This is a genomic window from Streptomyces sp. NPDC059866, assembly GCF_042731325.1.
GTDB classification, from domain to species: domain Bacteria; phylum Actinomycetota; class Actinomycetes; order Streptomycetales; family Streptomycetaceae; genus Streptomyces; species Streptomyces flavusporus.
On record NZ_JBHWJT010000041.1, the window covers coordinates 1 to 13,379 of the forward strand.

Consider the following 13,379-nt stretch of genomic DNA (forward strand, 5'->3'; position numbering starts at 1 on the left):
CTGCGGTCAGTCCGCCACCCTGCGCGTACCGCATACCACCGGGATACCGCAGGGATCAGCACACGTCACCCGACAACAACCCGAAGAGATCAGTAACTGCGCTGCTTCGCCACCACGGGTGGGCACGCGTTTCACCAGACCTGCTCTGGCCTCGGTCGAGGATTCCCAGCGCAGGGTGAACGGAGTGGCGGCGCCCCAGCCGCCCCGCAGGCAGTCGTCCAGAGCGTCAAGGTTCCAGCCGAAGTATCCGCCGGGCCCGTTGACGGCTTCACCGATCGCGCAGTAGAAGCTGTCGATGTCGACCACATGCCGGCCGTCCACCGTGAACTCCTGACCTGCAGGCGCGTCGGACTTCCCCTGGCGGTGGTACTCCCGGGACCACAGCGCCACCGACAGCCACGCCTTTCGGTCCTCGGGGGTGACGCCGTGCCACAGGCCGGTGCGGTTCAGCCGTCCCGTGCGAAGCAGGTCCCACACTTCGTCCGATCCGGGCAGGGCGTTCTCGCACCACAGCGTCGTCGTGAGGTCGACGCGGCCGGGGCCGTGAGCGGAGGGCTGGACGTCGATGACGACGAGGTCGTTGACGAAGTAGGAGCCCATCGTGGCACCGGCGGTGTCGAGGACGTGGAGCCAGGCGTTCCCTGCCATGGCGCGACGGGTGCCGATGTGGTCGAGGCTCTTCAGCAGGCCACCGCGCGGGAGGCAACCCGCCAGGTGCACTCGGCGTGCTCCCTCCTCCTCGGGCAGCGGCGTGAACAACCCCTCGGCCTCGTGAGCGAAGCCCCAGAAATCCGCGTCGTCCTCGTCGGAGGCCAGAGCGTACTTGTGCCCTTCGCCGCCCGGCCCTGATATGCGCATCGCTCTCCCCATGAGAGCGCTGATCGTACTGGCGCCCCGCGCCGCCGGGCCCTCCGCCGACCATTCGGCCATCCGCGACGGCCGGCAGTCCCCTAAGCGTCGCGTGAGCAGGACGAGCACGGCCGCCCACGACGCGACGGCGCAATGATGGCCGCATGTTCTACGAAGATCTCAGCCCTTATGCCTACGGGGACGAAGGTGATGCATTCAGCGATCTCACCGACGGAATGCGCTTCGTCAGCTTCCAGCCGGACTACGAACGACTCAACATCGGCTGGCTGGAAAGCGGCCGCCCCTGGACGAGCGGCCCCGCTCCCGAGGGTTTCATCGGCAGGCTCCTGGCCATCGTCGACGCCCAGCAGGTGAACGCCACACTGGGCCTGCACGAGTGCGACCTGTGCCCTGCACCCCTGCCGGACTCACACCCCTGGTACGTCCCCCGGGCCGGGAACCTGCGTACGAGCGCCGGGAGCGGCGAAATACGCGTCCCCGGCCCCCACGGCACCGCCTTCGCGGCGCCGCACCTCATCGGCCACTACGTCGCTGACCACGGCTACCTACCTCCCCAGCCCTTCATCGACGCGGTCTTCGCCTTCGATCCGCACGGCCTCTGGCCGGCGAAGTTCCCGGGAGTGAGATTCCCCTGGATTCCCGGCGACGCCGCTCTCCGGCACATCGACGAGGAGTGACTCTCCCTGTCGGCTCCATGGCTCGACGTCGTCACCGGACGCGGGTCGTCAGTGTTGCGGCCGGGTCATGCGGGTCACGGGAGCGGGAGGGCGACCTTCACGGCGTACACCGCCACCAGGCCGTACCCCACGCGGAACGTCCAGACCCGCGCCCGCTCGCCGATGCGCGAACCCGCGAGTCCGCTCACGGCGACGAGCGCCTGCTGCCATACGAGCGACGCGACGAACACCCCCGCCACGAAGACCACCCCCGCCGCACCCCCGCTGAGGGCGGCACCTTGGGCGGTGGTGAGGGCCGCGAAGTACAGCGCGGTGGTGGGGTTCACGAGGGTCAGCGCCGCGAACCGGGTGAAGGTCCGCACGGCCCCGCCGCCGGGCTCGGGCGACGTCCCCACCACCGTGGTCGCGCCGGTGTCGACCGGCCGGGTCGAAGCCCACAGCCCCCGAAGCGCGATCACCATCAGCACGGCCGCCGCGACCAGCCGCACCCAGGCCTCCACGCCCGACAGCACGGACGCGACCAGCGGACCGAACGCCGTCGCCACCGCCGCGTAGGCCAGGTCGACGACCGCGACCGCGGCGGCTGCGGCGACGGCGCGACGACGCTCGCGCATCGCCTCCTGGACCAGCAGGACCCCCATCGCACCCAGCGGCATCGCCACACCCAGGCCGGCAACCGCACCGGCGACCGCAATCGTCCACATCTCGTTCATGGCGCATACGATCGGGTCCTTCCCGCGACTCGTGCGGCCGGATTCCGGTCCGCACTGCGACAATCGCAGCATGGACGACCTCGACAGTGAAATCCTCGGCGTGCTGCAGGAGGATGCGCGGATCTCGTACCGCGATCTCGGTGTGCGAGTCGGGCTGAGCGCCAACGCGGCGGCCGACCGGGTGCGGCGGATGCGCCGCGAGGGCGTCATCCGCGGCTTCACGACCTTGATCGACCCGGCGGCGGCAGGAGCCCGTCAGGGCCTCGTCGTCTTCATCGACATCACGTTGCGCCTGGACACGACGAACGAGGAGTTCGAAGACGCGGTGCGCCGCTTCCCCGGCATCACCGAGGTCGTCCACGTCACCGGCGCCCACGACTACCTCGTCCGCGCCCACGCCGCCGACCCCGCCGCACTGGACACCCTTCTCCGCCGCCTCAAACGCGAGGCGGGCGTGGCCCAGTCCAGCACCCGCATCGCGCTCCGCACGGCCCGCTAGGGAGCCGTGGAAAAGCCGACGAGCCGACGGCCCCGAGCACTCCTCGCCCCGCCCCGGCCCGGCACGACGCGCAATCCGCCGAGCGCTGCTGACGCCCGGCGGGCCGCCGCCCTGGTGCCGGACCGAGGCAGGACCTGACGAGGACCGGGTCAGGCGGGAGTTCTCGTCACCCTCAGGTCGTAGGCGAACGCGTCCCCGCAGATCAGTGGCACCGTCTCACCGAGCAGTGTGACGCTGACCTCCGAGTCGAGTCGCTGGTTCACCCCGGTCGCGATGACGTTCCAGCCCGGTTCCCGGTACAGCTCATGGACGCGGGTCGGCTCGCCCACGGGGGCGTAACTGCCGACGATCACGGCCGTGCCGGCGGCGCCGCCCTCTCCGTCGAGCCGCTCGATCGGCAGCTCAGCGGAGACCGTCCCGTCGTCGAACAGCGCCGGAGGGTTCGTGCCGCCTCCGTACTGCCCGTCCGGTCCCTCGACGGACACCGAGACGACATTGCCGTGAGCGGAATTGGCGTACAGCTCGACGCCGACGAACCGCTCTCCCGCCTGTCCCTGGCAAGCCAGTACGTATCCGGCCTCGACGCTGTTCACCGCGCCGGAATGCTCGGCGGACGCCGCCTGCGCCTGCGGTGCGGAGAGGCCGACGCCCCATACCGCGCAACCCGCGATGGCGACCGCCGTGCGTTTCAGATGTCTCAACGTGTCTCCTCAGCTTCGGTCTGATCATCCGTGATCGACGTGCCTGCTGATTGAACGCGGAAGGGGGAGGCCCTGTGGCAGTAATCGGTACTCAAGTCGGAGTAGGCGTTACTCAAAAGCGGCTGAGCCCACGCGGACCTTGCGTCCAGGACGGAACCGACTGGCTACGTTCCTGTCGCACACCGTGCCTACGGAGGGACGCGAGTTGGGCATCGAGGAAAGTCTTCCCAGTGGTTACGCGCTCACCACAGTCGAACTCATGGCGGGCTGGGCCCGGAAATCGTCGATGTTCCCGGCCGTTTTCGGGCTGGCCTGCTGCGCCATGGAGGTCATGGCGACAGGTGGAGCCACCCACGATCTCGCCCGGTGGGGAATGGAGTACTGGCGAGGTCCACGACAGGCCGATCTCATGATTGTCTCCGGTCGGGTCAGCCAGAAGATGGCGCCGGTACTGCGTCGCGTCCATGACCAGATGCCCGATCCCAAATGGGTCATCTCGATGGGCGTGTGCGCGTCGTCGGGAGGCATGTTCAACAACTACGCCGTCGTCCAGGGTGTCGACCACATCGTCCCCGTCGACATCTACCTCCCGGGCTGCCCACCGCGCCCCGAGATGCTCATCGACGCCGTCGTCAAACTGCACGAGCAGGTGCGGGGGCAACGCCTCGGCGTGCATCGTGCGCGGGCCGCACGCATCGCGGAGGAAGAAGCCCTCCGGGCGCGCCCGCTCTCCGCGCTGGATCCGGAAGGTCCGAGTGAGGGCGTGCAACCATCCAAGTAGTGAGAAAAGAGAGCACGATGCGTCATCGCCTCCGTACCGCCGTTCTCGCCGTCGCGAGTATCGGCGCCATGCCGGCCGTCTCCACCACGTCGATCGCCTCGGCCGAGAACCCGGCCGTCCTCGTCGATGACAGCGCCGCGCTGGTCGCCGCGGAGCACGAGATCATCGATCAGCTCAACGCGATCGGATGGCCGGCCGAGGACGCGGACAACTTCTATCCCGGCGCGGCCGGACATCCCGACAGCGCGACCGGAACGGTCACCTGGGGAACGGCTGGCGACCCCAGGAGCTACCAGGTCGAGGCGAAGTGCGCCGCGTTCCTCACCGCCTCACTCAAGCACGCCTACACCTGGGCGACGGACAGCTGCTTCACCCGCAGTTTCGGCTCGGCCGGCCCCACGGCCGAGACGTACTACGAGACCTTCCTCGCCGACTCCCCGTCTCTCTCGCCCCGCTTCCAGCCCACCGGCCAGGGACGGGTCACCGACCTGCACATCGGCAGCATCATCGCGGTCAAGTACCACAACGGGGTCCAGGGCGGCGCGAGCGGCCACGTCATGGTCGTCAGCGCGCCCCCTCGCCTCGTCGCCGACCGCCGCAACACGGACACCAACTCCTCCGTGTACGCGGTCCGGGTCATGGACAGCACCGGCAACCCGCCCGGCGTGGCCACCACGTCGTCCACTTCTCTTCACTGGCTCCACGAGGACAGCCGCGTGGAGGGCGCCCCCGGTGGGACGTACGTCAAGGAGTGGAGCGGCGCCGGGGAAGGCACGGTCTTCATCCGTGCCGACGACACCACCGGCCGACCCAACGGCTACTGGTGGGGGGCGAACGAGGGCGCCCTCAACACCACCGCCGACCGCCCGATGACCTTCATGGACGTCACCCGCGTCCAGTGAGCCGCCGCCCACCTTCGCCGCTTCGGGTCGCTACGCCTCGCGCCATGGATCGACGGCGTGTTCGCCACTGGCCCGCCCCGCTTCGACTTGCCGCAACACGGCCGGGCCGTCGGCCACGGGGTGCACCTGGAAGGTGCCCGTGTGTCGGCACGGGCGGGGCGGATGATCAGCGGTCCGGGCGAGTCGTCAGTGGCCCGGACGCTGGTAGCGGAACCGGAGTTCGAAGGTGCCTTCGAGCGAGCCCGTCGCCGGATCGAAACGCCGCAGGTTCGCGATCTCGATGCCGCTTCCACGGATGCCCGCGAACTCTCCCGTGCCGCCGAGGATGACGCCCTTGCCGTCCGCCCTCGGCCCTGCCGTGGTCACCGCGTTGAGCGTGCCGGTCCACGGCTCGCCGCTCTCGAGGGCGGGCTTGAAGACCTTGGTGGCGACCTCGGAGGAGTTCTCGATCTGGTCGAGGACGATGGTGCCGCGGCCGGGGAAGAACAGCGTCCACACGGTGTGCGTGAGGAGTTTCCCGCTCTCGAAGTCGGTCTCCGGGAGCACCTCCTCGATCTCGGTCGAGAATCCGACGACCTCGCCGTTCTTGTCACGCAGCTTCCCGCCCAGCGCGAAGGCCTTCTGCAGGCGGGGCTCGGTGAACTTCGCGATCCCCTCGGGGAAGACCGCCAGCGGCAGGTCTCCGCGATGCGTCTCGAAGACGCCGTCCTTGGGGACTTCGGCGAAGAACGACTCCTCCACCCAGCCCCGCCCCTCTTTCCGCTGCCCGGTGTCCCGGTCAGAGGCGCCGGGCCCGTCCGGACCGGCCGCGTGGGTCAGGGCCGGCACCAGCAGTGTCACCAGCCCGGCACCCACGACGCCTGCGATCAGGCGGCGCCCGCGGCGCCCACGCCTGCTGAACCGGCCGCGCATCTCAGTCATGACAACTCTTTTCGCCATTTTCCCGTAGTACTTCCGCAGAATGCGTCGCCAGCGTCTCCGACACGGCAGCCGGCTCACGAGAGCAAGCGCTACTCAACGCCACGAGAGGCGGCACACGGGCGGGCTCGGGGTCGTCACGCGGCCGGGAGTCCGGCGGCGGCCAACTGGCTCCGGTGGCTGACTCCCAGCTTGCGGTAGACGGCGGACAGGTGCACTTCAACCGTTTTCGTCGTCACGAACAGCCGCTGGGCGATCTGCCGGTTGGTCAGTCCCTCGGCCGCCAGCCGGGCGACCCGCGCCTCGCTGGGTGTCAGCGCCTCGGGGCCGGTCTGCCGGGGCGTACGGGGGCGGGCGCCGGCGGTGCGCAGTTCTGTCCGGGCGTGTTCGACAAGGAGCCGGGCACCGCACCGGTGCGCCAGTTCCATCGCCTCGGTGAGCAGCGTTCGGGCCTGTGCGCGCTGGTTGGACCGGCGGACGGCCGCCCCGAGGGCCACCAGCGTCTTGGCGTGCTCCAGGCGCGCGGAGGACGGGCTCAGCACCTGTTCCGCCTGTCGCAGCAGGGCGATTCCGTCGCTGCCCGGGGTGAGGAGACCGACCGTGCGCAGGGCCCGGCCCTCGGCGCCCGGTGCGGCCCATCGGCGTGCCTGGGCGAGCTCCTGCTCCGCGAGGTCGAGGCCCTCCGCGGTACGTCCGAGGCAGTGCAGGCAGGAGGCGGCCAGGGAGCGCCACGGCAGGATCGCCGGATTGTCGCCGCCGCTGTCGCGGAAGTCCGCTCCGGCGGCGAGCGCGGCGGTGAGCGCCGCCTCGTCCTGTCCGGCGGCCCGGAGGACCAACGCCTGGGCGTGGAGCAGGAAGCCGTAGGCCTGCTTCTCGCTGCGGGCGGTGCCCGCCACCGCCTGTTCCAGGACGGACTCGGCCTGAGCGGCGCGCCCCTGTTCGAGCAGGGTCTCGACGAGCCACGCGGTCAGGGCGTCCCGCTGGACCCGAGTGTGTGTCGTGGTGGCCAGGTGCACGGCGTCGCTCAGGTCGTCGGCGGCCTCGGCGAGGTCTCCGCGTTGCAGCCACGCCATGCCCCGGAATCCCCTGAGCGCGCACAACGACAGCAGCGAGCCCGTAACGCGTGCGTCCGCGATGAGCGCCTCGCATACGGCCAGCCCCTCGTCCGGATCGTGCACGATCAACGGGAAGCACGCGTTCATGAACAGGAAGGCGCCTGCGGCCGTCGCCTGCCGTACCCGGGGGTCGGCGACGACACGGCGGGAGCGTTCCAGGCAGCCCGGATCACCGGCATAGCAGTCGCACAGTCCGATCAGGCCGTCGAGCGCCGCGGATCCCATGCTCGTGGTCAGGGGCAGGGCCCGCAGCCGGGGCAGCCGGTCCAGCAGCTTCGTCCAGCCCGGTGCCACCAGGGGCACGGCCAGCAGGATCGCCTCCAGGGTCCTGCGCAGGTCGTCGTCCTCGGCGGGCAGGCGGTCCAGGATCTCGCCGACGCCCGCGACGGTGTGGTCGGGGTCGTGCATGCCGACCAGGTAGACGAGCTCGCGGATGGTGGCCAGCCGCCCGCGCGTTTCGGGATCCTCGGCGAGTTCCGCGGCTTCGTCCAGGTAGCGCTTGGCGGTGGGCAGGTCGGTGAGGAACGCGGCCGTGCCCGCCTCGGTCAGCACGGTGATGCGCTCGTGCGGCGGCGGGGGCTCCGCCAGGGCGCGGCGCAGGTAGGTGAGGGCGGCTTCGGCGGCGCCGGCGCCGAGCGCGTGCTGGGCCGCGCTGCGCAGGGTGGTGACGGTGTCCGCGTCGTGTGCGGGAGGGACGTGCAGCAGGTGCTCGGCGGCCTGTTCGGGCCGGGCCCCGGCCTCGGTGAGCAGGGCGGCCGCCCGCGCGTGGAGGTCGGCGCGGTGTGCGGGCGGTGTCGTGCGGTAGACGGTGGCGCGGACGAGGGGGTGCACGAAGTCCAGGTGCGCGGCGGGCTCGGTGGGCGGCGGCGGGGACAGCAGGTGCGCTGTGTGCAGGTCGGCCAAGTGTCCGCCGAGGAGCGCCGGGTCGAGGCCGGCGAGCCGCGCCGCCTGCGCCGGGTGTGCCCGGGGACCGAGCACGGCCACGGCCTGAGCGAGGCGCACGGCGTCGGGCTGGAGGCGACCGAGTTCCCGGGTCACCCGGCGCTGCAGCGCCCGGGAGCCCAGATGCTCGACGTGCGGCACGGTGCCCGCCACGGGTGGCAGTCCCTCGGCGATCAGCGCGCGGGAGAGTTCGGCGAGCAGCAGCGGGTTGCCGCCGGTGGCCTCGTGGCAGGCGCCAGCAAATGCCCCGTCCGGTTCCTGGCCGAACCAGGCCGTCAAGGCCCGGGCGGTGGCCTGTGCGCTCAGGGGCGTGGGTTGCAGCAGGGTGCACTCCTGGTCGGACAGCAGCAGGTCGATCAGGTGCTGGGCGGTGCCGGCTCCGTCGGGCCGCAGTGCGGTCACGAGCAGGAGTCTCAGGTCGGCCAGGCGTGGCAGCAGATAGGCCAGGAAGCGGAGGGAGGCCTCGTCGCCCCAGTGCAGGTCGTCCACGATCAGGGCGACCGGGCCGTCCTGGCAGAGGTTGGAGGTGAGCCAGAACAGTCCGTGCAGTACGGCGAACTCGCCCAGGGCCGCGGTGTCGTCGTCCCCGGCCGCTCCGAGGAGGGCGCCGGCCGGTGCGGCGGCGTCGGCCAGCCACCGTTGCCGGTCGGGTGGGGCACCGGAGTGCAGCAGCGGCTCGTAGAGCTGTCGTACGAGCCCCAGGGGGTACTCGCGTTCGAGTTCCGCTCCCCTGGCCGACAGCACGCGCAGTCCCGCCTCGCGGGCCAGTGTCCCGGCCTCCTTCAACAGCCGTGTCTTGCCCATCCCCGCCGGTGCCGAGATCGCGAGGAAACTGTGTGCGCCCGCCAGTGCGTCGGTCACGCCCTGCCGCAGCAGTGCCACGTCCTCGTCCCTGTCCAGCAGGACACCCGCCATGCGCCCATTATGGGCCGTGCCGTGGGCGACGGCCGGGACGGCGGCCCGCCCAGCGGGTGCCTGACCCCGACGCCTTCGTGGGCGTCCATGTGGCCCGTGCGCGGGGACGGCCGGACCGCCGTACGTCACCACGGTTGCCTCCTTCGCCGCCGCGCCCGACCCGCGGGCGCTCCGGTCCGCCCGGCCGTCGGGGCAGCCCGGTCCTGCCGGCCCCGCCTCTCGTGCCGGGAAGAGGCCCGCCATGGCACCGTCCCGTGCCCGGACGGAAGCCCGACGGCCGTGCGGTTGAGTAACAGTTGCTGATGGGCCGGTGCTCCCCCGCTCCTACGTTGGAGGCGTCGGTCGGCGGTGCGCGGTCCCGGAGTCTTCCGGGTCACGCGCTCGCCACCGTCGGCAGATCCGCGGTCCCACAGGAGCAACCCGATGGCCACACCCCCCTCGGCATGGCAGAGCATCCCCCTGCCCCAACGGCACGCGTGGAGCCGTCGGCAGATGTGGCTCACCGCCGCCACCGCCGCGCAGCTCCCCTCCCTGGACGGCATGCGGCTCGCGGCATCGGTCCACCTCGACGTCAAGGCCGCGGTCTTCCTGGAGGCCTTCGCCGCGGCCGGGGCACAGGTCGCGGTCGTGCCCGCGAACCCGGCGACCACCGGCGCCGACGTCGCCGAGCACCTCGCGCACCGCATGCTCGTCTTCGGAGCGGACCACGGCGGCGTGCCGGTGGCCGAGGCCTGCCTCGACTGGGCCCCCACCCACACCCTGGAGATGGGCGCCGACATCACCTCGGCGGCGGTGGCGCGCGGCTACGGCGGTCTCGTCGCCGGCATCGAGGTGACCCGCACCGGCATCACCCGCCTGCGCGGGGTGGCGCTGGACCATCCGGTCTTCGACCTGGACCGCGTCCCGCTCAAGAACAACGTCCACAACCGGTACGCCGTGGGCATCAGCACCTGGCACGCCTTCATGAGCCGCACCAACCTCACCCTGCACGGCAGCGTGGTGGTGGTCGTCGGCTACGGCGAGGTCGGGTCCGGCCTCGCACGTGCCGCCACCTCCCTGGGGGCCCGCGTGCTGGTCGCGGAGGAGTCCGTCGACCGGCGCCTGATCGCCGAGTACGAGGGATACGAGACCGGCACGCTCAGCGCGCTGGCGGCCCGGGCGGACATCCTGGTCACCGCCACTGGCCGGGAGCGGGTCGTCTCCGAGAGCGTGCTTCCGCTCCTGACGGGCGGCTGTTTCGTGCTCAACGCGGGCCACTCCCCGGCCGAGATCGCGCTGGACGTGCTCGGCCCGGGCACCGAGGTGCTGCCCCATGTCACCAGCCACCGGCCCTTCGGCGGCGAGATCCTCCTCGTCGCCGGAGGCCATCTCGCCAACCTCACGGCCGGCGACGGCGACAGCCTCAACTCCTTCGACCTGACGGCGGCGTTGATGGTCGCGGCCGTCGGCTGGATGCACGGCGAGGGCGATGCCCACCCGCCCGGAGTCCACGCCCTGCCGCCGGCCGCGTGGGTGCCTTCGATCGAGAACTACTGACCTCGGCGGTCGTCGCGCGGGCCGCGTGCTGTGGCCGTGTGCTTCGGCCCGTGTGCTGCGGCCCGTGTGCTGCGGGTGCGTGCTGTCGGACGTGTGCTGCGGGCGCGTGCTGCGCACCGCCCATCGGATCGGCTCAGCCGGTCGCGGCTGCTCGACGGGCATGGCCGGTCGCGGGCCGGTCATCGGTCCGGGCGTGGTGTGACGTCGGCATTCCGCCCTGGCGCCCGGAGTCATCCGGCCCGGAGCCACGGACGGCGGCCGACGCCCCCCTTTCCGACCGCCCGGCCCGCCCTCGCGGCACCCGCTGCCCCCTCTCACTCCCACCCCTCCGCTCAGCGGAGACCGCCCTACTCCCTGGAGAAACCGTGTCCCCCTCTTCGCCCCTCTCGACCGACGACGGCGCCCTCGCGCCGGAAGGCGGAACTCCCGCCGGCAACGCGAGCGGCAGCGCCACACCGCCAGACGGGCACGGCCCGTTCGGCCTGAAGCTCGCCGTCGTCCTCGCCGCCGCCCTCGCGGTCGTCCAGCTCGTCGTCGTCATCGCCTTCGCCTGGCCCAACGCCCGTACGGCGCCCCATGACGTCCCGGTCGTCCTCGCCGGCCCGAGCCAGACCGTGGCGGCCGTCGAGGAACACCTGGAGAAGGCCAGGCCGGGCGCGTTCGACACGACCACGCTGAAGGACGAGGCCGCGGCGCGCGAGGCCATCCTCGACCGTGACGCCTACGCCGCCATCGTCGCCGACCCCTCGGGCCCCAAGGTGCTCGTCTCCTCGGCGGCGAGCGCGGCGGTGACCGCCGCCTTCACGCAGATGGCCGGTGAGATCGAGAAGCAGAGCGGCAAAGCGGTCACCGTCGACGACGTCCGAGCCGCCCCCGAGCAGGACCCCCGCGGCGCGGCCTTCGCCTCCTCGCTGCTGCCGCTGGTCCTCACCGGCATGCTCGGCGGAATCCTCATCGCGCTGAAGGTCACCGGGCTGCGTGACCGCCTGGTGGCGGCCGCCGCGTTCGCCGTGGCGGCGGGCCTGTGCACCACGGGCGTCGTCCACGGCTGGATCGGTGCGCTGGACGGCGACTACCTCGCCGAGGCGTCCGCGGTCGGCCTGATCGTGTTCACCATCAGCGTCACGATGGCCGGACTGGGCGCGGCACTCAGCCATCAGGGACTCGGGCTCGGTGTTCTCACCATGCTGCTGCTCGGCAACCCGCTGTCCGGCGTGTCGACGGCACCGGAGATGCTGCCCGAACCCTGGGGAGCGCTGGGCCAGTTGCTGCCCCCGGGTTCCGGTGCCTCGCTGCTGCGGTCGACGAGCTTCTTCGACGGCGCGGGATCGACCGGTCCCCTGGCGGTGCTGCTGACGTGGGCCGCCCTCGGAGTCACCCTGCTCTGCGTGGCCGCGGCCAGGGCGGGACGGGCCAAGCGCCCGGCCCACGCCAACTGACCGCCGTCACCGTGCCTTGTGTGCCCGCGTCCCGGACGGACGCGGGCACACCCGCTCGGGGACCCATCGGGTGACCGGCACGGATGCCCCGTCTTGCTTCGCACATCCCCCATCACCCCTGACCGTACGCCCATCACTCGCAGCGGTCCGCCACCACGCACCACGCAAGGAGAAGTCCATGACCGAACGCAAGGCAACCGTCGTCGGGGGCGGTATCGGCGGGCTCGCCACCGCTCTCGCGCTGCTGCGGCGCGGATGGCGCGTCGAGGTCCTGGAACGCGCTCCGCACCTGGGCGACGTCGGAGCCGGACTGTCCCTGTGGCCCAACGCGATGCGCGCCCTGGCGGCACTGGGCCTGGACGACCACGTACGCGCACGGGGACTCGACCCGTCCGGGACCGCGATCCGCGACCGCTCCGGCCGTCGGCTGTCGAGCATGGAACCGTCGGCACGGGACAGCGTCCACGGCACGGGCGTCATGATCCACCGGGCGGACCTGGTGTCCACGCTCGCCGCAGCGCTTCCCGCCGAGGCGCTCCGCACGGGCGTCGAGGTCACCTACGTCACCCCGGAGGGACGGATCACCCACTCCGCGGGGTCGTCCACGGCCGACCTGGTCGTCGGCGCGGACGGTATCCACAGCGTCGTACGCCGCGCCGTGTGGCCGAACGCACCGGCCCCCCGCTACGCCGGATACGCGACCTGCCGCATGATCACGAGCCCGGTCGCCGTCGCCGGCGGCGGCGAGTCCTGGGGGCGCGGAGAGCGGTTCGGGTACGCCTCCCTCCGCGGCGGGCGGGTCTACTGCTTCGCCACCGTCTCCGCCGCCGAGGACAGCCCCCGTCCAGGCCTGGAGGAGCTGCGGCGGCGCTTCGGGCGGTGGCACGACCCGATCCCGGAACTGCTGGACGCGACGTCCGAGGAAGCCGTTCTGTACCACGACATCCACGAGCTTCCGCCCCTGCCGACGTACGTCAGCGGCCGGGTCGCCCTCGTCGGCGACGCGGCACACGCCATGACCCCCAACCTGGGTCAGGGCGCCTGCCAGGCGCTGGAGGACGCCGTGGTGCTGGCGGACTGCGCCGGCACGGCGAACGGGCTGCTGGTCTACGACGCACAGCGCCGGCCACGCACCCAGCGCGTCGCACGGCAGTCCCGGCAGATCGGCAAGGTGGCCCAGCAGTCGTCGCGGGCCGGGGTCGCGGTACGCGACGCGCTGCTGCGCGCGGCCCCGGCCGGCGCGTTCCGGAGGTCCCTGGATCCGGTCCTCTCCTGGTGTCCGCCGCCGAGCCGACTGCGTTGACCCGCTCCCTGCGGTCCCGGTCCCGGTCCCCGTCCCAGTGGCCGGGGCCGGTACCGCGTCCGCCGGAC

At 72.0% G+C, this 13,379-nt stretch carries 12 protein-coding genes; 7 read left to right on the forward strand and 5 right to left on the reverse strand.

Annotation, left to right across the window (positions count from 1 at the left end; genetic code table 11):
• Positions 1 to 6: 6 nt before the first annotated feature.
• Positions 7 to 858: a barstar family protein gene (locus ACFV7R_RS39615; RefSeq protein WP_385273270.1), complete on the reverse strand. Its 852-nt coding sequence runs from the start codon at positions 856 to 858 to the stop codon at positions 7 to 9.
• Positions 859 to 1,013: 155 nt separating this feature from the next.
• On the opposite strand from ACFV7R_RS39615, the gene ACFV7R_RS39620 reads away from it, so the two are divergent.
• Positions 1,014 to 1,547: a hypothetical protein gene (locus ACFV7R_RS39620; protein WP_385273273.1), complete on the forward strand. Its 534-nt coding sequence runs from the start codon at positions 1,014 to 1,016 to the stop codon at positions 1,545 to 1,547.
• 74 nt (positions 1,548 to 1,621) lie between these two features.
• Here ACFV7R_RS39620 and ACFV7R_RS39625 read toward each other — a convergent pair whose 3' ends face one another.
• The gene (locus tag ACFV7R_RS39625; RefSeq protein WP_385273276.1) at positions 1,622 to 2,260 is read right to left on the reverse strand and encodes a LysE family transporter; all 639 of its coding nucleotides are present in this window, start codon (positions 2,258 to 2,260) and stop codon (positions 1,622 to 1,624) included.
• Between the two features lie 70 nt (positions 2,261 to 2,330).
• Here ACFV7R_RS39625 and ACFV7R_RS39630 point away from each other — a divergent pair, with 70 nt between their 5' ends.
• Entirely contained in the window at positions 2,331 to 2,759 is a 429-nt protein-coding gene (locus ACFV7R_RS39630; RefSeq protein WP_385273279.1) for an Lrp/AsnC family transcriptional regulator, read from the forward strand.
• Positions 2,760 to 2,908: 149 nt separating this feature from the next.
• On the opposite strand, the gene ACFV7R_RS39635 is transcribed toward ACFV7R_RS39630, so the two are convergent.
• Positions 2,909 to 3,460 carry a hypothetical protein gene (locus tag ACFV7R_RS39635; RefSeq protein ID WP_385273282.1) on the reverse strand — a complete coding sequence of 184 codons (552 nt, stop codon included), beginning with the start codon at positions 3,458 to 3,460 and terminating at the stop codon, positions 2,909 to 2,911.
• Positions 3,461 to 3,665: 205 nt separating this feature from the next.
• On the opposite strand from ACFV7R_RS39635, the gene ACFV7R_RS39640 reads away from it, so the two are divergent.
• Positions 3,666 to 4,241: an NADH-quinone oxidoreductase subunit B gene (locus tag ACFV7R_RS39640; protein ID WP_385273285.1), complete on the forward strand. Its 576-nt coding sequence runs from the start codon at positions 3,666 to 3,668 to the stop codon at positions 4,239 to 4,241.
• A gap of 17 nt (positions 4,242 to 4,258) precedes the next feature.
• Complete coding sequence (locus ACFV7R_RS39645) at positions 4,259 to 5,143, forward strand: hypothetical protein (protein WP_385273288.1); 885 nt, start codon at positions 4,259 to 4,261, stop codon at positions 5,141 to 5,143.
• A gap of 186 nt (positions 5,144 to 5,329) precedes the next feature.
• Here ACFV7R_RS39645 and ACFV7R_RS39650 read toward each other — a convergent pair whose 3' ends face one another.
• A complete protein-coding gene (locus tag ACFV7R_RS39650; protein WP_385273290.1) occupies positions 5,330 to 6,064 on the reverse strand; it encodes a hypothetical protein in 735 nt (244 codons plus the stop codon).
• Positions 6,065 to 6,198: 134 nt separating this feature from the next.
• Positions 6,199 to 9,033, reverse strand: coding sequence for an ATP-binding protein (locus ACFV7R_RS39655; protein ID WP_385273293.1), 2,835 nt, complete (start codon positions 9,031 to 9,033; stop codon positions 6,199 to 6,201).
• A gap of 423 nt (positions 9,034 to 9,456) precedes the next feature.
• On the opposite strand from ACFV7R_RS39655, the gene ACFV7R_RS39660 reads away from it, so the two are divergent.
• The 3 genes from ACFV7R_RS39660 to ACFV7R_RS39670 all read left to right on the forward strand — a co-directional run bounded on the left by ACFV7R_RS39660 (position 9,457) and on the right by ACFV7R_RS39670 (position 13,311).
• Positions 9,457 to 10,569 (forward strand): NAD(P)-dependent oxidoreductase, encoded by a 1,113-nt coding sequence (locus ACFV7R_RS39660; RefSeq protein WP_385273296.1) that lies wholly within the window; start codon positions 9,457 to 9,459, stop codon positions 10,567 to 10,569.
• A gap of 365 nt (positions 10,570 to 10,934) precedes the next feature.
• Complete coding sequence (locus tag ACFV7R_RS39665) at positions 10,935 to 12,008, forward strand: ABC transporter permease (protein WP_385273299.1); 1,074 nt, start codon at positions 10,935 to 10,937, stop codon at positions 12,006 to 12,008.
• 178 nt (positions 12,009 to 12,186) lie between these two features.
• Entirely contained in the window at positions 12,187 to 13,311 is a 1,125-nt protein-coding gene (locus tag ACFV7R_RS39670; RefSeq protein WP_385273301.1) for an FAD-dependent oxidoreductase, read from the forward strand.
• The last annotated feature ends 68 nt before the right edge of the window (positions 13,312 to 13,379 follow it).